We start from the raw sequence: 19359 nt of genomic DNA, 5'->3' as shown, positions 1-19359 counted from the left end.
TTTTGTTAGACGCTCTAAGCTTGCCTGTTTCGACGAGAGAACCAAAGACAGAGCAATCAGGATCGAGGGATCCTCAATCGTGCCTCCTCCGCTCGAGCAAAGGCGAGCACCCGCTCGCGACTTTCTGCGCATGCGATGCGCGACCAGAGCCAGCTGATTTATCGATCTTGTTCGATTGTCTTGATCTTATTTGTAGATATCTGAAAATATTCAAACTACCTATTGAGTATTCGAGTGATTTTATGCAGAAGTCCTCGCGATATTGTCGATTCAGAAACAGAATCATCCGTATCTGATGGAAATTATTTGTGTTACAGAGGTGATAATCTACTTAATTTGTGTGTTTTGACCATGGCGTAGCGTGAGTGCTCCATCGGCGTGATAAAAGACCCTGTATCAAGTGAGCTTGCTGGGTGGCGCCCCTTCAGAAACACTGGCCAGGTCAAGACAAGTAGCCTGAGTAGTCGCGAGGCCTAGAGCGTTTTGATCAAAGGGCTTGCTGAGGCGTAGCAGAGGCTGATGCGGTTCGATCGGCGCTTCCGCGTGGCCCGATGCCAATATGATCGGCATCGCGGAACGCTCGACCGCGATCTGAGCTGCCAATTGTGTACCGGTCATGCCCGGCATGGCTTGGTCGGTGATGACGAGATCCAATCCGCGCGTCCGCCGCAGGAGGTCCAAAGCCTCCTGCCCCGAACGGACTCCGATCGCGCGATGACCCAGATCCTCCAGCATCGCTACCGTGCTCTCCAACACCAGAGGATCGTCGTCCACCACCAGCACCGTCAACGATCGTGCCGACGCCTGCGGCTGCACGGGGAGGCTTAAAGCCTCTTCGCAATGTGACGACGCTTCGGCCATCGGTAGCCACATCTCTGCCGTCGTGCCCTCGCCCAAGCCGCTCCTGAGCAAGAGACGCCCGCGCGATTGTGCGGCCAAGCCCTGAACCATCGGCAGGCCGAGGCCCGTGCCCTTGCCCACGCCCTTGGTGGTGAAGAACGGCTCTTGCGCGCGGGCCAGGGTCTCGGCGTCCATGCCGGTGCCGGTATCCGTCACGGAGAGGCAGACGTAGCGGCCTTCCGGCAGGCTCCCCACATCTTCGCTGCTCGCTTCACGACCTGCGATCGTGATCGTGCCGCCCTCCGGCATGGCGTCGCGTGCATTCACTGTGAGATTGAGAAGCGCGAGCTCGCACTGATGTGCATCCACCAGTACCCGCGGCAGGCCCAACGGAAAGCAGGTTTCGATGCGCACGCTCGGTCCGATCGAGCGTTGGAGCAGGTCGGTCATGCCCCGGACCAGATCGGGTAGGTCGACAACCTCGGGCTTGAGTTCCTGCCGCCGCGCGAAGGCCAACATGCGTTGCGTCAGGGCGGCGCCACGCTGCGCGCCCTGAACGGCGTTGTCGAGAAGGCGCGTGGCCTTCGGATCGTCCGGCAGCCGCTTCCTCAGCAGTTCGAGGCTGCCAAGGACGGCCATGAGCAAGTTATTGAAATCGTGCGCCACGCCTCCTGTGAGCTGCCCGACGGTCTCCATCTTCTGGGCCTGAGCGAGGGCCTCGCGCGCTTGATCCAGCGCCTCCTGCGCCTGCTTGCGCTCGGTGATGTCGCGCGTGACCTTGGCGTAGCCGACGAGCTGTCCCGCCTCGCTGCGGATTGCCTGGATGACCGCGTTGGCCCAGAAGCGGCTGCCGTCCTTTCGCCTCCGCCATCCTTCGGCCTCGAAGCGCCCTTCCCGCGCCGCCGTCTCGAGCGCGGCTGCGGGTTCGCCGGCTTGCAGGTCCTCCTGCAGGTAGAAGCACGATAGGTGGCTGCCCACGATCTCGTCGGCCCTGTAGCCCTTGATGCGCTCGGCCCCCGTGTTCCAGTTGGCGATCCGGCCATCGGGATCGAGCATGAAGATGGCATAGTCGCTCACGCTCTGAAACAGGAGGCGGAAGCGCTCCTCGCTCGTGCGCAGCGCCTCTGCCTCGCGCTTGGACGCCTGCTGGAGGTGCCGGTCGAACATGGCGGCCGAGAGAGCCAGCACGAGGATCAGAAAGGTCGTCCCAGTAACCCAGAGCGCGAGATGCGTCTGGCTGACACTGGCGCTGCCGAGTGCATGGTCGATCGGAGCGCTTGAACTGAACACGGCTCCCTGCATCGCCGCGTAGTGCATGCCCGAGACGGCCAGACCCATGGTGCCGGAAGCGAGGAGCCGTTGCTTGACGTCCGTCTGCTTGAAGGCGAGCCAGAGTGCGGCGACAGCTGCGCCGATAGCGACGAGGATCGAGACGGCGACCCAGAGATGGTCATGGTGCAGGCCTGCCGGCAGGCGCATCGCGGCCATGCCGGTGTAGTGCATGCCGGCGATGCCGAGGCCCATCACAAGACCGCTCAGACACAGAGCCACCGGTCCTGCGCCGGCCCGGTTGCCCACGAGGAAGCCGAGCCCCGTGACCGCGATGGGCAGAGCGAGCGAGAGGAGCGTGAGGCGCAGGTCGAAGCCGACGTCAAGGCCCGGCAGACTGAAGGCCAGCATGGCGACGAAGTGCATCGACCAGACGCCACCGCCCATCGCGATGGCGGCGGCGATGAGCCACGCATAGCAGGACCAGCCGGAGGCGGCACGCATGCGTGTGGCGAGGTCGAGCGCGGTATAGGATGCCGCGGCCGCAATCGAGACGGAGAGAGCGACGAGGACAGTGTCGTGGGTGCCAGCGTGAACCATTCTAGGAACGCGATCCGAATCCCGCCCTCGCGGGCTGAGCATCACGTATTCGGTATGCCTGTGCGTATCGGCCGCATCCATGCCTCCGATGCAATGGAATCAACTCAACCATGAGCGGATGTTATCCGGACTGGGGAACGCAGGAAAGGAGATCAGGATGCGGAGCCTTGTCCAGCGGTACATTTTGCCCTTGGCGGAACAATCTACGACGTGAAAATTCCCGCCATCGACGTCCTGCGGGATAAGTTAACACACTTGGATTTTCGATATCACGGACGAGAAATGCTACATCATTGTTGGAAATTTCTGCCATGTCGGCCGTCGATAGCCGTTGATCGTTGAAGGGAACAGCAAGATAAACGATTTTTGAGCATCCGCTATGAGCAGCGCGGATTGAGTGCCCTTGTGATCGGCAAATCGACGGCGGGATGGTCTTCGCGCGCCAGGGAGCCTCAGTCAGTCAGTGGCGCGCGCCACTCCTGGGTTGATTGCTGCGCCCGCCGTAGATGCCGAGTGTAATTCCTCTCGCAATTTCGGAGCGTCGCATAGCATAGTTCAGTGCGACCATAGGGTAGTCTGCAGGTAGGCCGTAGCGCTTACGGTAGCTGAATGGATCGAGGCCGTGTCCGGCCAGGTGCCTCTTGAGCGTCTTGTAAGGCTTGCCGTCGATGAAGCTGATCAGCGCATCCGGGGTAATCGAGTTTTGAATCTCTTCAGGCGTCGCCTTTTCTTCGAGCTCGGTGGTCCTCTGCACCGCATCCGCGTTCATGATCTCGTTCAGAGCCGCATGGACCCGGTCAATAAGCTTCGGAAGCTCAGACAGTGGTACCGGGTTGTTTGAGACATAGGCCGAGACGACGATGCCGGCGAGTTCAACCAAGCTGGATGAGCCGTTCCGGATTGGGGTCACCATGGGGCTAATTTCCTCGGGCACTGGGTAGCGGGGCTTCTTGGCTGCGCCGCAGATGACGGACCCCTTCGGTTCGTTCTTTGCTGGTTCGCAGGCGTCGGCTCCTGAGCGGCCGATTCGCCAGATGAGTGCGATCAAGCAATTCCAGCGCGACTTAGGTTGGCGCGGCTAGGGTCGTCCGTTTCCGAGGAGCCAATCGCGGTGTGTCTGGCAGGCATCGCGCCATGTGATTCTCAAGCTCTGATCTGGCGGAGCCAGGTGCCTTCAGGCTACCTGATGCCCATATGAACCATGATGGCGAGGACTCGGATCGGCTGAGGCAGCGCTTATCATCGGCTCATCGAGCGAGCGGAGGCGATGTGAAAACCGTTTCCTCGACAGGGCAGTTACACCCGCGCGATCGATTTGATTTCTGGCACGAAGTTGCTCGGAAGGATGTCGCCGACCACACCTCCACGCCGAAGTGCCGGAACACGTTTCAGGCTGAGCTCCGGGCGGGCTCGGTCGGCTCCATCGGGCTTGTCCTATTCCAGAACTCGGACATGTCGGTCACCCACGCACGCTGTCATATCGATCTCACGAACACCGATGAACTGTTCGTTTGCCGACAATTCGGTGGGCGCCTCGCTCTCGATCAGGACAGCCGCCAAGTGGTGCTGGAGCCCGGTCATATCACGTTGCTCGACCCCCGATTGCCGTATCAAGGACGGTTCTCGGAAAATTCCCAGGTGCTCGTTCTGAAGGTCCCGCGGCAGCCGTTGGAAGCTCGCTTAGGACAGACACGGGAATTGACAGCTCGTGCTATCGAGCCGTCCACTGCCGAGAACAGTTTGCTATCGCAGACCCTCGCGATGTTGCCATCTCATACGCAAGACCTTGGCTCGACCGCCGGGGTGCTTCTTGAGACGCACCTGCTCGATCTGATCACCCTCTCGGTCGGCATGACTATGGGAAAGGAGAAAGCGCGCACCACGTCAGCCCGCTCACTTGTCAGGGTCCGGGTACGGGCTGCTGTAGAAGCGCGCTTGGCTGACCGAAATCTCGACGCTAGCACGGTCGCACGTGCAGCCGGAGTCAGCGTGCGATACGCCAATGAGGTGCTCGCCGAAGACAGCACATCGATCGTGCAGCTCATCCAGGCGAAGCGTCTCGCTCGCTGCCGTCAGGCGCTTGAAGATCCATCGCAAACGGGGCGGAGCGTGAGCGAGATCGCCTATGGTTGGGGATTTGCCGACATGACGCATTTCGGCCGGCGGTTCAAAGCTGCCTACAGCGTGTTGCCCAGCGAGCATCGTCGCCGCGTAAGGCAAGATGGCTGAGTCTCAGCCATGAACTCACCGATGGACGTCGCGCGGATTCCACTCTCGTGAGCGGGACCATGCGCTGACGACAGGGAGCGCCGCCGAACAGGTGCCTCCTCAAGGGTACGCTGTCAGGCATGAATCCTCGCGCTCGCGAGGCTGAGGGCTGCTCCGTGAGCGAAGACCCTCGGCCAAGCCAGGCCTGACTCAAGCGACCGATGTACGCTGCGAGACTGCGGCTAGCGGCGGAGCATGCCGCAGGTCGGGCGGTGTCTTGAAATCCCGGGCAGCGCCGCGGGACGCCTGGACGCCGCGCGGAAATCCGCTGCGATCCCGGTAGGATCGTTTCCGACCCACCCCGCGGCTGTGCCGCGCCGTGCTGGCTTGAGCATCAATCAGGTCAACCGCCGTGATGCCGAGCAGGAGCGCCAAAGCGACTACGACATTGTCCCGCTTCGGGTTGTCCGGCCGAAGCGCCGTCATCACGGTCGCGATGTCGAGGCCGTCGCCGGCGACCCGGCTCCAGAGCCCGAGATTCTTGTCGACGGAGAGCGAGAGGATGCCGCTGCCGATCTCGCGCGCTCCGTAGACGCGCACCAAGGCCTCCTTGCCCTCCATCCCGAGCGCCCGCGTGATGCGATGGGGCGCGAAAAGCTCGGTGAGACCGAGAGCGAGGCTGAACCAGCCGAGTCCTTTGGCGAGGCTGTCCGGTACGCCGCGGGAACTCGGGCCGGACCGGAGGACTTTCGGATCGCCCTCGGAGCGCGTGATGTTCGAGAGGTTTGCGAGGCTTGCGATGTTCGTCATGGTCTCTCTCTCTCGAAGTGTCAGGGTTTGAGAACGACCTTGATGCAGCTGTCCTGCTTGTCGCGGAACGTGCGGTACATCTCAGGTCCTTTGTCGAGCGGGACCTCGTGCGTGATGACGAAAGAGGGGTCGATCTGCTCCTCCTCGATCCGGCGCAGGAGGTCTGCGGTCCAGCGCTGGACGTGCGTCTGCCCCATGCGGAACGTCAGCCCCTTGTTCATCGCCGCGCCCATCGGGATCTTGTCGGCCAAGCCGCCGTAGACGCCCGGGATCGAGATCAGGCCACCGGGCCGGCACACGTAGATCATCTCACGCAGCACATGCGGCCTGTCGCTCTCGGCAAGGAGGATCTGCTTGGCCCGGTCGTAGACCGTATCCGGCATGGCGGGCGTGACGTGGCTTTCCATACCGATGCAATCGATGCACTTTTCCGGCCCCTCGCCGCCGGTCAGCTCGTTCAGCCGCTCGACGACGTTCTCCTCGTCGAAATTGATGGTAAGGGCGCCGCCCGCTTCGGCCATCTCCAAGCGCTCGGGCAGGTGGTCGATAGCGACGACCTGCTGGGCCCCCAGGAGGACGGCCGAGCGGATCGTCATCTGGCCGACCGGGCCGCACCCCCAGATGGCCACGGTGTCGGTCGGCTGGATGTCGGCCTGCACGGCCGCCTGCCAACCCGTTGGGAAGATGTCCGATAGGAAGAGCAGTTTCTCGTCGGGAATGCCCTCCGGCACCTTCTGGACTGTCGCGTCGGCGAAGGGCACGCGCAGGTACTCGGCCTGGCCGCCGGGATAGCCCCCGGTGAGGTGCGAATAGCCGAAAAGTCCTGCGGTGGTGTGGCCGAAGACTTTATCGGCAAGGTGCTTCTTGCGGTTGCTTCTCTGACAGACAGAGAAGTAGCCGCGCTTGCACTGGTCGCATTCGCCGCAGACAATGGTGAAAGGCACCACGACCCGGTCGCCCTTTTTCAGGTTGCCGTTGAGCCCGCGTCCGGTCTCGACGACCTCACCCATGGTCTCGTGACCTAGCACGTCTCCGGGAAGCATGGCGGGAATAAAGTTGTGAAACAGGTGGAGATCAGAGCCGCAGATCGCGCAGCTCGTGACTTTGACGATGACGTCACGCCCGTCTTCGATCTCCGGATCGGAGACGGTGTCGCAGCGGATATCTTCCTTCCCATGCCAAACCAGGGCTCGCATAGCCTTCTTCTCCCATCGTCTGAGGTGCGAGAGCCAGTTCCGAAGCGGTACGGTGCTTCCAGGCTTGAACGCTCGCGGGGATGGTGGTCGGGATCGCAACGAGGCGAACCGGGCCGTGCCGGCCTCGTTCCCACGGATGAACCCTTAGGGAACCTCCGGCTTGAGCGCGGCCATCTCTGGCCGTGAAGGGCGCACTTACCACAGAGCGGCATCGCGTCGGACCTACGGATTCATCCGGATCGTCTCTGGCCATCGCTCCGACGCTCTGACGCACGAGGCGCGTGCCGGCCGACCGTCGATCCAAAGGAGGCTATGACCGATATCCTCTCGGAGGTGGACCAAGACGCGCTCGCGCGCGACGCCCTTGCGTCTGTCGAGAAGGTGCTCGACCAACGCGGTGCCCTGAGATGAGGAGAGCCTTCTGGAGCGCCGTCGATCTGCTCTATCGGCTGAACATCGAGCCCGCGGTGCTAGTCAGGTCGCTGGCGGGGCGGAACTTCGACGATCTGACGCCTCCCCGGCCTCATAGGGTCTGTCCTAGGGCAAATACCGCGGGAACGCTAATGGCCGCGGCCGGTTCGCCGCGAGAGTTGCGCCTCGCGGCGCGCAAGCTTTAGCGACAGGCTGATCATGGTGCCCGTCCTCGAAAGCGCCTTGGGCGCCCTCGTGATGGGGGGCGTCCTCCTCGACGTGTTCCTGACCGTTCTCTACGCTCGCATCGGCACCGGGCTGATCGCCGAGCGCGCCGCACGGGTCGCCTGGATCGCCTTTCGCCGCGCTGCAGAGGCGGCCGGTGCGCGACGCGGGACGGTGCTGTCCTTCTGCGGGCCGGCGATCCTCCTCCTCTACGTGCTGCTCTGGGCCTTCGGCCTGACTCTCGGCGCTGGGCTCGTCATACATCCGGGGCTCGGGACAGGGGTGCAGGCAGGCAACGGCGCGACACCCACAGACTTGCTGACCGCCCTCTACGCTGGGGGCAGTAGCATGGCTATTGTTGGGGCTAGCGACTTCAGGCCAACGAGCGATGCCTACCGCATTGTCTACTTGGTGAACTCTCTGATCGGGATGTCGGTGACCTCTCTGGTCCTGGCCTACATCATGCAGGTCTACGGCGCCTTGAGGCAGCGCAACGCGCTCGGTCTGCAGTTTCACATCCTCTCGGGTGAGACCTCCGACGCGGGCGAGTTGCTGGCGCGCCTCGGACCGCGGGCACAGTTCAGCGCCGGCTACAGTCATCTCGTCACACTCAGCAACGAGATGGCCGCGATGAAGGAAACGCACCACTTCTACCCAGTCCTGTTCTATTTCCGTTTCCGGCAACCTTACTACTCAGTCTCGGCGCAGGCCCAGCTTGCCCTCGATACAGTATCGCTGATCCGTAGCACGCTCGCAGGCGAGGATACGGCGTGGTTGAAGGACGCCGCAGCGGTCGAGGCGCTCTGGCGGGGGGCCCAGATGCTGGTCGTCACGCTCGAAGCGGCTTTCCTGCCGGGCGATCCGGTGATCGCCAGGACCATGGATCCTCACGAGTGTAAGAGATTGCGCACTCATTGGGAGGGGACGGTGGCACGTCTTGCCGAGGCAGGCATACCGGTTGCGAAGGAGGAGATGGCGGCTCAGGCTTACCTCGACTTTCGCGCTCAATGGTGGCCCCACATCGCTCGACTTGCCCCGGCGATGGCCTACCGAACCGAGGACATCGAAGCGCACCGACCGGAGAACCCCTAAGGGACGAGACGGATGTACGCGCCCCGCAGAGACGGATGAATAGTGCACCCGTTCTGGAGCAAGCCCGATGGAGACATTCGCCCCGACCGCCTTGAAGGAGCTCGTCGTTACTGACAGTGCCCGCGGACCGGAGTGCCCGGCTCCGGAAGGAGGCGGGCTTGTCCGTACCCTGTTGTGCAAGCTCGACGGCTTCGCACCGCTGACGGAGCAGGATCGAGCGGCGCTCGTCGGTCTGACCGGCTATGCGAGGCCGATTGAGCGGCACACCGTTCTCGCGGAGCAGGAATGCGTGGTCGACCACGCGCTCATTGTGCTCGCAGGGTTCGCCGGCCGGTCCAAACGCCGCGCATCCGGCCGGCGCCAGATCCTGGCTTATCTCCTCCCGGGCGATCTGTGTGATCGCGGCGCACTCCACGGATACCCGCTCGACCACGCAATCGAGACCCTCAGCCCTTGTCGCATCGCCAAGGTCCCGCGCGCGGCCTACCTTGACCTGCTCGGACGCCATCCCCGTATCGCGCTTGCGGTGCAGCGCGCGCGGCTGGCCGAAGAGGCGACGGCCCGCGAGTGGGTGGCCAACATCGGTATGCGCTCGGGTCTCGAGCGCACGGCACATCTCCTGTGCGAGCTACTCGAGCGCCTGGGATCGATCGGCGCCGTGTCGGACGGTCAGTTCGACCTACCGTTGACACAGATGGATCCGGCCGAAACGCTTGGCCTGTCGAGCGTCCACGTCAACCGTGTGCTGCAGGCCCTGCGGCGCGACGGGCTGATCTCGCTTAGGGGACACCGCCTTCGAATCCTGGCGCCCCGGCGGCTGAGCCAGCTAGCAGAGTTCGAAGCCGGGTACTTGTAGCGTTCGCAAGTATCCCCAGACGAGTGACAAGCCGCTCCACACTCGGTCGCCGGGCGGGTCCTACTCGCCGTCCTGATCGACAGGACGCACGCCGGCCGCGGTCGCGATGAGAACGGCCTGAGGAAGGGTGTGGGCGCCCAGTACTTCCATGACCCGGGCGCGGTGGATCTCCACCGTGCGCGGACTCAGGCCCAACGTACGGGCAATGATCTTGTTCGTGCCGCCCGCGAGTAGTCCTTCCAGCACTGCGCGTTCGCGCTCGGACAGGGACGCAACACGACCGCGGGACTCGTCACCTTCACGCGTCCTATCGGCAGCGTCGCGAATGTCGGCCAGCGCCGTGTTCACTGCGAATAGCAGCGCCTCAGGTGTCCAGGGTGCCTCAAGAAAGTCGACCGCCCCCGCCTTCATGGCGCGGACCCCGAAACCGACATCGCCCCCGCTCGCGCCGACCGCCACCACGGGCAGGTGCGATCGGTCAGCCTTCAGTGCACTGGCGACGACCAATCCGCCGCGCGCGAGGTCAACCACGACGCAGCCTGGCATCAACGAGCCAGCCAACTTGAGAAAAGCCTGACTGTTCGCAAAGACCTGCACCTCGTACCCGGCTGCCTGCAGGACACCGACGAGGTCGCGCCGGGCGCCGTCTTCGGCCGCGATTACGTAGGCGTGCAGTCCGGTATCGATGGTGACGTCCTGAGCGATGCCACCCACGAGGCGGATGCGCCCGTCCTTCGCGGGGATCGGAAAGAAGGTATCGCGGATGCGGCGCACAGCGCCGTCCGGCCTGCGCAGGATGCGGTACTTCAGAACCAGGGTCTCCCCACGGCCGACCCGCTCCAGCGCTTGCGCCGCGCTGTCGCGGTCCTCCGGGTGAACGCTGGCGAGCCAATGCGCGATGTCGGGCATGTCCTCTGCGGCCATACCCCAGACCTGCGTGAAAGCCGGGCTGAGATAATCGAGTTGCTGGCTCTGCAGATCGGCCAGCCAGAGCACGTTGGCCGAATGCTCGGCAAAGCGCCGGAAGCGCTCCTCGCTCTCGCGCAGGGCCGCCTCGGCGCGGGTCTCGCGATCGACGTCCCGCAGCACCATGTTGGCCTGCTGAATATCGCTATTACCTTGCCGTACCGGAATGCCGCTGACCCGCATCCAGCGCTCGTCGCCGTCCCTCGATCGGTGCAGAAAACTCATGTCCCTCACGACCTCGCCCGGTATCGCCTGCGCGAGTAGGTAGTCGTCCCGGTTCATAATACGGCCCTCTGCATCGAAGCCGGTCCATTGCGGCCGCACATCCGGATCGGCAGAGAGAGCCTTGCCGCACGGCACGAACCGTCGGCAAAGCGGATTGGCGAGCAATGCTCGTCCGTCGGACCCGAAAAGGCCGGCTGCGAAAGGGAGATGCCCGATCAGGGCGCCGAAGCGCGCCTGTTGCTCCTCGATCTCCCGCAAAGCGGATCGGAGCCGCTCCTCCGTGCGAACCCGCCCAGTCGTCTCGTGAACGTGACAGAGCACGCCGCGCACGCTGCCGCTTTCGTCTCGGACCGGCGAGTAGGCAAAAGTCCAGAGGGTCTTTTCCCTTGCTCCATGGCGATCCACCGTGACGGAGTAATCCTCTAGGTAACTGGCCTCCCCATCCAATGCGCGGTCGGTTATCGGCCCGATCTGTTCCCATGCCTCGCTCCAGACTTCGGAGAATGGGCGCCCGAGCGCTTCAGGCTTGGTGCCGAGGATGGGGCGATACGCGTCGTTGTAGAAGCTGATGAGTTCGGGTCCCCAGGCGAGATAGGTCGGGAAGGCGGAGTTGAGCATACCGCTCAAGGTGTATCGCAAAGCATGGGGCCACGCCTCTACGAGGCCAAGCACCGATGATTTCCAGTCATGCTCCATAATTTTGGTGGCCATTCGACCGCCGCCCGCCAGGAAATTTCTCTGCTCGATCATTTGCGGTTCAACCCTGCCGATTTATTGGCTAATAGGATTTGATTATACTGCACAGTAATGCGTTGAAAAAATACCTACGCCAGAGGGCATAACAACAAATGAAATCAGAGCTTCCCGATCAGATTTAATAATCACCAAAAGTGGTACGCTCAAAATTGACCGCCACGACCAAGCGACGAAGGCGAACGCCATAGCACTTTGCTTGGATTCCGCATGCTGGCCCTACAGACATGCTCCGACCAAGCCTTTGTCGGTTGTCGCGGATATGTTCCCACGTGTCTGGTCGCGGCCGTCGTTCGGGCCGGCCATCCGTTTACTCGTAGCAAAGCACGATGTAGAAGACCTGTGCCGATGATGATCACCAACGTCCGCTATAGATCCGATCCGGCCAGAACGCCTTTACAATTGTTATCCACTATCGCACAATGAATTTGCGGACAATTTGCGGTAGATAGTCAAATTTTTGTCAAGCTGCAGCTGGGAAGCGTACACTAATAGATACACACATAGGGAAGGGCAATCACTCAAAAAAATAATTTAAAACCACATGTTGCTATCGTTTTGCGTACAATCGAAATTTATATGACAATCTAAAACTTTTTTTATTGCAAGATAACGCTGTCACACCCCGATAGACCGCGATGCGAGTCTCGCAGTCCAGTGCTTCCCGCTAGTCCGAGGATTGTTCGACATGGCTGAATTTTTATGATTTCCTTCACCGCTTTCGCCGAAACTAACAAGGCAGATTTCGCCATCTGTAGTGGCCTCCGCCGCGAGGAGTCGCAGGGGCGTCCGAGACTAACCTATAGGCGGCAAGGCCTCTCAGGCCGCGTAGTCTCTTGCACGGCACAGACGCCGGCGAGTTTGCCAACATCTTCCGAAGCGAACTTGCCGCCTGATCTGGGCTAACGCGTGCCTGCACCGCCCTGCCCTGCGCCAATCCGCTCGTCGGTGAATGATTGGGGTCTCGCGGAAGCGCCGTCCCCGGCGGCCTGTGCGGGCGCGCCCGAACCCCGTGAGGGCGAGACGGTGCCGGTCGTCTGGGGATTCGGATCGCCTGGCACGCTCGCACTCGTCGTCATGCCGGCCATGAACTCGCCCAGCTGCCAGCGCGGCATGCCGATCGAAGCCAACAGTTTCGTGGTCAGCGTGCCGGTGGGCTCCATGTTCTGCGCCTGCTGGAAGCTGCGCGCCGCGGCCGCGGTCTGCGGGTTCCAACGCCCGTCAACGTTGCCCGTGCTGTAGCCCTTCTGAGTCAGCGCCGGTTGAATCCGACGCACCCCCGCCGAACTCAGGAAAATCTGCGTGCCCTGTCCTTCCGACTGATCCTGGGTCGTGCGCTGGTGACTGACCGCCGGTTGCTGGGCTTGAGCGTACCCGCCGGTCAACGCGGCGACGACCGTGCTCGGGAGGAAGATTTGCTAAGATTTCATGAAGACCTCCTACCATGGACTTAGGAGCGAACCGGATCGGCCGGTACACACTTCACACGGACTATCCCGTAGGACACCTCCGGTGCGTGGGCAGGCAAGCTACCGAACAATCATCCGACATCTTGGGCTCGGACCAAGTAAATACAATAGTCGTTGAATAAATAAATTACCTACCTTATGCTAGGTAAATCGCAGCGCGATTATTCACAAGCGCGCATCGAGCATTCGTTTTGAAATCTAACTCTTAGACGCCCATGCGACGTGATTAGCCTATTTTGGTCTACTTTTTCTTTCCAGACCACACTCGCACGGTGAGATCGTACTCCCAGGGACGATTCCTTGAGCCGGTGCGCAGCGCACATTCCCGTGCTGTGCGAGCTGCGTTCAGCCTAGAAGCCATCACCACGACGGGCGGGCGTGATCCTGCGAGGATCGGGGAAAGCGGGCACGGTGCGGCAGCACAGGGTCGATGCGTCGAGCTGCGGCTGTTCTACTACCCTCGGTTGAGCTTGCGTGTCGCGAGACGTACCCCTACGAGCGTCGGTTGCCGCCTGTCGGAGGGCCAACGATCAGCCACGCGCCGCGTCATCTCATGACACTGTGCCGGTAGCTGAGTTGCCCGCCGACGGGCGGACCTTCCCGTCCGCAGGTGTGCCCACATGACGCCAGTGTCCTCGCAGCTCGAACCGAAGCTTCTGCTCAAGAGTCTTCGAGCATTCCGGAGAGGGGACTTCTCGGCCCGTTTGCCTCTCGACCTGACCGGAATCGATGGTGAGATTGCGGAGGCATTCAACGATATCGTCGAACTGAACCATGGGCTTGCCAAGGAGCTTGACCGCGTGGCGCGCGCCGTCGGCAAGGACGGCCGGATCGGCGAGCGCGGCAAGCTTCCCGCTGCGACGGGCGGTTGGGTTGAGTGTGTGGACTCGGTCAACTCGATGATCGGAGACCTCGTTCAGCCGACCACCGAGGTTGCTCGGGTTATCGGTGCCGTTGCCAAGGGCGATCTCGGCCAGACCATGCAACTCGAGATCGAGGGCCGTCCGCTCCGGGGCGAGTTCCTGCGGATCGGCAAGGTCGTGAACACGATGGTCGACCAGCTCAACTCCTTCGCCTCCGAGGTGACGCGTGTCGCCCGCGAGGTCGGATCGGAAGGCAAGCTTGGCGGTCAGGCGCAGGTCAAGGGCGTGGGCGGGACCTGGAAGGACCTCACCGACAACGTGAACCTGATGGCAGCCAACCTCACCGGTCAGGTGCGCAACATCGCCGAGGTGACCACGGCCGTCGCCAACGGCGACCTGTCCAAGAAGATCACCGTCGACGTGAAGGGCGAGATCCTGGACCTGAAATCCACCTTCAACACCATGGTGGATCAGCTCAACTCCTTCGCGTCCGAGGTGACCCGCGTCGCCAAGGAAGTCGGCACGGAAGGCAAGCTCGGGGGTCAAGCCCAGGTGAAGGGCGTCGGCGGCGTCTGGAAGGACTTGACCGACAACGTGAACATGATGGCCGAAAACCTCACGGGTCAGGTTCGCAACATCGCGGAGGTCACCACAGCGGTCGCGCGCGGCGACCTCTCCAAGAAAATCACCGTTGACGTGAAGGGCGAGATCCTAGCCCTCAAGCTCACCATCAACACAATGGTGGATCAGCTGAATTCCTTCGCGTCCGAGGTGACCCGCGTCGCCCGTGAGGTGGGTACGGAAGGCAAGCTGGGCGGCCAAGCCCAGGTCGAGGGCGTCGGCGGGACCTGGAAGGACCTGACCGACAACGTGAACATGATGGCCGAGAATCTCACGGGTCAGGTTCGCAATATCGCGGACGTGACGACCGCAGTGGCTAACGGCGACTTGTCCAAGAAGATCACCGTCGACGTGAAGGGCGAGATTCTCGAGCTTAAGAACACCATCAACACGATGGTGGACCAGCTCAACTCCTTCGCGTCCGAGGTGACCCGCGTTGCCCGAGAGGTGGGGTCGGAAGGCAAGCTCGGCGGCCAAGCCCAGGTCAAGGGCGTGGCAGGGACCTGGGCGGACCTCACCGACAACGTGAACCTGATGGCGGCCAACCTCACGGGTCAGGTGCGCAACATCGCCGAGGTGACCACGGCCGTCGCCAACGGCGACCTGTCCAAGAAGATCACCGTCGACGTCAAGGGCGAGATTTTGGAGCTGAAGAACACCATCAACACGATGGTGGACCAGCTCAACTCCTTCGCGTCCGAGGTGACCCGCGTCGCTAAAGAAGTTGGTTCGGAAGGTAAGCTCGGCGGTCAGGCCCGCGTCGAAGGCGTGGCAGGGACCTGGGCGGACCTGACCAACAACGTGAATCTCATGGCGGAGAACCTCACGGGTCAGGTTCGCAACATCGCGGACGTGACGACCGCGGTGGCCAACGGCGACCTGTCCAAGAAGATCACCGTCGACGTGCGCGGCGAGATCTTGGAGCTGAAGTCCACGATCAACACCATGGTGGACCAGCTTAACAGCTTCGCGTCGGAAGTGACGCGCGTCGCCCGCGAGGTGGGCACGGAAGGCAAACTCGGCGGTCAGGCCGAGGTGAAAGGCGTCGGCGGCGTTTGGAAGGGCCTCACCGACAACGTGAACATGATGGCGGCCAACCTCACGGGTCAGGTGCGCAATATCGCGGAGGTCACCACCGCGGTGGCCAACGGCGACCTGTCCAAGAAGATCACCGTCGCTGTCGAGGGCGAGATACTGGAGCTGAAATCCACCATCAACACGATGGTGGATCAGCTGAACTCCTTCGCGTCGGAGGTGACGCGCGTCGCCCGCGAGGTCGGCATCGAGGGCAAGCTCGGCGGCCAGGCCCAGGTGCGCGGGGTCGGCGGAACCTGGAAGGACCTCACCGACAACGTGAACATGATGGCAGCCAACCTCACCGGTCAGGTGCGCAACATCGCCGAGGTCACCACGGCGGTGGCCAACGGCGACCTGTCCAAGAAGATCACCGTCGACGTGCGCGGCGAGATCCTGGAGCTGAAATCGACCATCAACACGATGGTGGACCAGCTGAACTCCTTCGCCTCCGAGGTGACCCGCGTCGCCCGCGAGGTCGGCACAGAAGGAAAGCTCGGGGGCCAAGCCCAGGTGAAAGGCGTCGGCGGGACGTGGAAGGATCTTACCGACAACGTGAACATGATGGCGGCCAACCTCACCGGTCAGGTGCGCGGCATCGCCAGCGTGGTGACGGCGGTGGCGCAGGGCGACCTGAAGCGCAAGCTCTCGGTCGATGCGAAGGGCGAGATCGCCGCGCTCGCCAACACCGTCAACGAGATGATCGAGACGCTCGCGACCTTCGCCGACCAGGTGACGAACGTCGCCCGTGAGGTGGGCGTCGAGGGCAAGCTCGGCGGCCAGGCGCGGGTGCCGGGGGCCGCCGGCCTCTGGCGCGACCTCACAGACAACGTGAATCAGCTCGCGGCGAATTTGACCACCCAGGTGCGCGCCATCGCAGAGGTTGCGACCGCCGTGACCAAAGGCGACCTCGCGCGTTCGATCGCGGTCGAGGCCTCGGGCGAAGTCGCGGCGCTGAAGGACACCATCAACGAGATGATCCGCAACCTGCGGGACACGACGCTGAAGAACGCCGAGCAGGACTGGCTGAAGACCAACCTCGCCAAGTTCACCCGCATGCTGCAGGGCGAGCGCGACCTCGCCACCGTCTCGAACATGATCCTGTCCGAGATCGCGCCGCTGGTGAGCGCGCAGCGCGGCGTATTCTACATGGTCGAGGACGATGCGGGCGAGCCGGTGCTCGACCTCGTTGCGAGCTACGCGTTCACCGAGCGAAAAAACCTCTCGAACCGCTACCGTATGCGCCAGGGCCTCGTCGGGCAATGCGCCTACGAGAAGAAGCGCATCCTGCTCACCAGCGTACCGGGTGACTACATCACAATCGGATCGGCTCTCGGCGAGGCAGCCCCGCTCAACATCATCGTGCTGCCGGTGCTGTTCGAGCAGGAGGTGCGAGCGGTGATCGAGCTCGCCTCATTCAACCGATTTAGCGAGACACACCAGTCCTTCCTCGACCAGCTCACCGAGTCGATCGGCATCGTGCTCAACACGATCGCGGCGAACATGCGCACCGAGGGGCTTCTCAAGCAGTCCCAGCTGCTCACGGGCGAGTTGCAGAGCCGCCAGGAGGAACTGAAGAAGACCAACGACCGGCTTGAGCTTCAGGCCGCCTCGCTCCAGCAATCCGAGGATCTGCTCAAGAACCAGCGCGAGCGCCTGCAGCAGACCAACGAGGAGCTCGAGGAGAAGGCGCGCCTGCTCGAGATTCAGAAGCGGGAGGTCGAGGGCAAGAACCGCGAGGTCTCCGTCGCCAAAACGGCGCTTGAGGAGAAGGCCGAGCAGCTGAGCCTGACCTCGCGCTACAAGTCCCAGTTCCTGGCCAATATGAGCCACGAGCTACGCACACCGCTCAACAGCCTGCTAATCCTGTCGAAACTCCTTTCCGAGAACCGCGACGGCAACCTCACGGACAAGCAGCGGGAATTCGCCAAGACGATCAACGCGGCCGGCACCGACCTCCTGTCGCTGATCAACGACATCCTGGATCTCTCGAAGATCGAGTCCGGCACCGTGTCGCTTGAGATCGGCGACGTCGCGCTGCAGGACCTCGTGGAGAACCTCAACAGGACCTTCCGGCAGCTCGCCGAAGAGCGGCATCTCGCCTTCGAGATCGCGGTTGAACCGGGTTTGCCGCGATCGGTGCGAACCGATTCGAAGCGTCTGCAGCAGGTCCTGCGCAACTTGCTCTCGAACGCCTTCAAGTTCACCGAGACGGGCGGCGTCTCCCTCAAGATCGGCTCGGCCGAGGGCTCGCCGCTGCGCGCGGGAAGCCAGTGGATGGCCCTGTCGGTTACAGATACGGGGATCGGCATCGCCGAAGACAAGCAGCGCATCATCTTCGAGGCGTTCCAGCAGGCCGACGGCACTACGAGCCGCAAGTACGGCGGCACGGGCCTTGGCCTGGCGATCAGCCGAGAGATCGCGCGCCTATTGGGCGGCGAGATCGTGGTCGAGAGCCGCGTCGGCGCGGGCAGCACCTTCACGCTGTTCCTGCCCTTCGTGCCGCCAGCGACTACGGGCATGGGTCGGACGTCCGAGACGCCGGAGTGGAGCGGAACCTCCGCGTTGATCGGACGCCAGCCCAACGCCGCGATGGCGCTCTCGGCCTCCGCGGACGACCGACATTCCATCCATGCGAGTGACCATATCGTGCTCATCGTCGAGGACGACGCGATGTTCGCCTCGGTCCTCCTGGAGCTCGCGCGCGAGCGCGGGTTCAAGGGCCTGATCGCGCAGGACGGGGCCGGTGCGCTGAGCCTCGCCCACCGCTTCAAGCCGCATGCCATCACCCTCGATATCGGGTTGCCCGACATGGACGGCTGGGCGCTCCTCGACTTGCTGAAGAACGATCCGCGCACCCGGCACATCCCCATCCACGTGATCTCGGTCAATGACGAGAAGAAGCGCGGACTGCGCGCGGGCGCGTTCGGCTTCCTTGAGAAGCCTGTCGAGCGCGAGGGCCTGTTGCGCGCCCTGGAACGCTCGAAGGAGTTCATCACGCGGCCGGTACGAAACCTCCTGCTCGTCGAGGACGACGAGAACCAGCGCGCCAGCATGTCGGCGCTCCTGAGCGAGGAGGACGTGAAGATCTTCGCGGTCGGCACCGCCTCGGCCGCCCTGGAAGCCCTGACGGGCGGGCGGTTCGACTGCGCGATCATCGATCTCGGCCTTCCCGATCTCGGCGGCTCCGAGCTGATCGAGCGGATCCGCGCCTCGCAGGACGGGGAGGAGCTGCCGATCATCGTCTACACGGGCCGCGAACTGACGGCCGCCGAGGAGCAGCACCTCAGGCAAACCGCATCCACCATCATCCTGAAAGACACGCGCTCGTCCGAGCGGCTCCTCGACGAGACGGCGCTTTTCCTGCACCGGGCCATCAGCCGCGTTCCCATCGACGATCAGATCCTGGTTGAGCGCACAGACGCGGCCTCCCTGCAAGGGTGCCGGGTCATCCTCGTGGACGACGACCTGCGCAACATCTTCTCGCTGACGAGCGCGCTGGAGCAGCACGGGCTCGAGGTGCTGTTCGCCGAGAGCGCGCGCGACGGCATCGCGCTTCTCGAGGCGAACCCGACCATCGACGCGATGTTGATCGATATCATGATGCCGGGAATGGACGGCTACGAGATGATCCGCGAGATCCGGGCCCGGGGCGCCTTCCGCAGCCTGCCGCTCGTGGCCGTCACCGCGAAGGCGATGAAAGGCGACCGCGAGAAATGCCTCGAGGCCGGCGCCTCCGATTACGTCTCGAAGCCGATCGACATGGACCAGCTGCTCGCCGTGCTCCGGGTCCAGCTCGAGCGGCACCGCGTGACCCGCAATGGCGCGGCGGTCAGGGAGGGTGCGCACGAACCGGCGCGCACGGCGCAGTGATAGGGCAA

General features: G+C 63.0%; 10 protein-coding genes. 4 read left to right on the top strand and 6 right to left on the bottom strand.

The genetic code is table 11. The features are described from left to right. Positions 1–396 precede the first annotated feature (396 nt). Both MFF54_RS16615 and MFF54_RS16610 read right to left on the bottom strand, forming a co-directional pair. Positions 397–2709, bottom strand: coding sequence for an MHYT domain-containing protein (locus MFF54_RS16615; RefSeq protein WP_238303952.1), 2313 nt, complete (start codon positions 2707–2709; stop codon positions 397–399). A gap of 460 nt (positions 2710–3169) precedes the next feature. Then, positions 3170–3622, bottom strand: coding sequence for a Ros/MucR family transcriptional regulator (locus tag MFF54_RS16610; protein WP_238303953.1), 453 nt, complete (start codon positions 3620–3622; stop codon positions 3170–3172). A gap of 356 nt (positions 3623–3978) precedes the next feature. Between MFF54_RS16610 and MFF54_RS16605 the strand changes: the two genes are divergently transcribed. Beyond that, a complete protein-coding gene (locus MFF54_RS16605) occupies positions 3979–4938 on the top strand; it encodes an AraC-like ligand-binding domain-containing protein (RefSeq protein ID WP_238303951.1) in 960 nt (319 codons plus the stop codon). A gap of 189 nt (positions 4939–5127) precedes the next feature. Here MFF54_RS16605 and MFF54_RS16600 read toward each other — a convergent pair whose 3' ends face one another. Beyond that, positions 5128–5727, bottom strand: coding sequence for a hypothetical protein (locus tag MFF54_RS16600; RefSeq protein ID WP_238303950.1), 600 nt, complete (start codon positions 5725–5727; stop codon positions 5128–5130). 20 nt (positions 5728–5747) lie between these two features. Then, positions 5748–6923, bottom strand: a complete 1176-nt coding sequence (locus MFF54_RS16595) for a zinc-dependent alcohol dehydrogenase (RefSeq protein ID WP_238303949.1) — start codon at positions 6921–6923, stop codon at positions 5748–5750. Positions 6924–7553: 630 nt separating this feature from the next. On the opposite strand from MFF54_RS16595, the gene MFF54_RS16590 reads away from it, so the two are divergent. Together MFF54_RS16590 and MFF54_RS16585 are read left to right on the top strand one after the other, a co-directional pair. Next, positions 7554–8651: a two pore domain potassium channel family protein gene (locus MFF54_RS16590; protein ID WP_238303948.1), complete on the top strand. Its 1098-nt coding sequence runs from the start codon at positions 7554–7556 to the stop codon at positions 8649–8651. Between the two features lie 67 nt (positions 8652–8718). Further along, positions 8719–9507: a Crp/Fnr family transcriptional regulator gene (locus tag MFF54_RS16585; protein WP_238303947.1), complete on the top strand. Its 789-nt coding sequence runs from the start codon at positions 8719–8721 to the stop codon at positions 9505–9507. A 60-nt stretch (positions 9508–9567) separates the two neighbouring features. Here the strand turns inward: MFF54_RS16585 and MFF54_RS16580 are convergent, their stop codons facing one another. Together MFF54_RS16580 and MFF54_RS16575 are read right to left on the bottom strand one after the other, a co-directional pair. Further along, the gene (locus MFF54_RS16580) at positions 9568–11448 is read right to left on the bottom strand and encodes a PAS domain S-box protein (protein ID WP_238303946.1); all 1881 of its coding nucleotides are present in this window, start codon (positions 11446–11448) and stop codon (positions 9568–9570) included. Positions 11449–12353: 905 nt separating this feature from the next. Continuing rightward, on the bottom strand, positions 12354–12836 hold the full coding sequence (locus tag MFF54_RS16575; RefSeq protein ID WP_238303945.1) for a peptidoglycan-binding domain-containing protein: 483 nt from the start codon (positions 12834–12836) through the stop codon (positions 12354–12356). A 704-nt stretch (positions 12837–13540) separates the two neighbouring features. Between MFF54_RS16575 and MFF54_RS16570 the strand changes: the two genes are divergently transcribed. Next, entirely contained in the window at positions 13541–19351 is a 5811-nt protein-coding gene (locus MFF54_RS16570; protein ID WP_238303944.1) for a HAMP domain-containing protein, read from the top strand. Positions 19352–19359: the final 8 nt, after the last annotated feature.

The sequence above is a fragment of the Methylobacterium gregans genome (genome assembly GCF_022179245.1).
In the GTDB taxonomy this organism is placed as follows: Bacteria; Pseudomonadota; Alphaproteobacteria; order Rhizobiales; family Beijerinckiaceae; genus Methylobacterium; species Methylobacterium gregans.
This window is presented reverse-complemented; position numbering and strand designations above follow the sequence as displayed.

Bases quoted from the DNA above. Each gene is read 5' to 3' on its own strand.
- MFF54_RS16600 (WP_238303950.1), bottom strand. From the start codon at position 5,727: ATGACGAACATCGCAAGCCTCGCAAACCTCTCGAACATCACGCGCTCC.
- MFF54_RS16610 (WP_238303953.1), bottom strand. From the start codon at position 3,622: ATGGTGACCCCAATCCGGAACGGCTCATCCAGCTTGGTTGAACTCGCC.
- MFF54_RS16580 (WP_238303946.1), bottom strand. From the start codon at position 11,448: ATGATCGAGCAGAGAAATTTCCTGGCGGGCGGCGGTCGAATGGCCACC.
- MFF54_RS16615 (WP_238303952.1), bottom strand. From the start codon at position 2,709: ATGGTTCACGCTGGCACCCACGACACTGTCCTCGTCGCTCTCTCCGTC.
- MFF54_RS16590 (WP_238303948.1), top strand. From the start codon at position 7,554: ATGGTGCCCGTCCTCGAAAGCGCCTTGGGCGCCCTCGTGATGGGGGGC.
- MFF54_RS16595 (WP_238303949.1), bottom strand. From the start codon at position 6,923: ATGCGAGCCCTGGTTTGGCATGGGAAGGAAGATATCCGCTGCGACACC.
- MFF54_RS16585 (WP_238303947.1), top strand. From the start codon at position 8,719: ATGGAGACATTCGCCCCGACCGCCTTGAAGGAGCTCGTCGTTACTGAC.
- MFF54_RS16570 (WP_238303944.1), top strand. From the start codon at position 13,541: ATGACGCCAGTGTCCTCGCAGCTCGAACCGAAGCTTCTGCTCAAGAGT.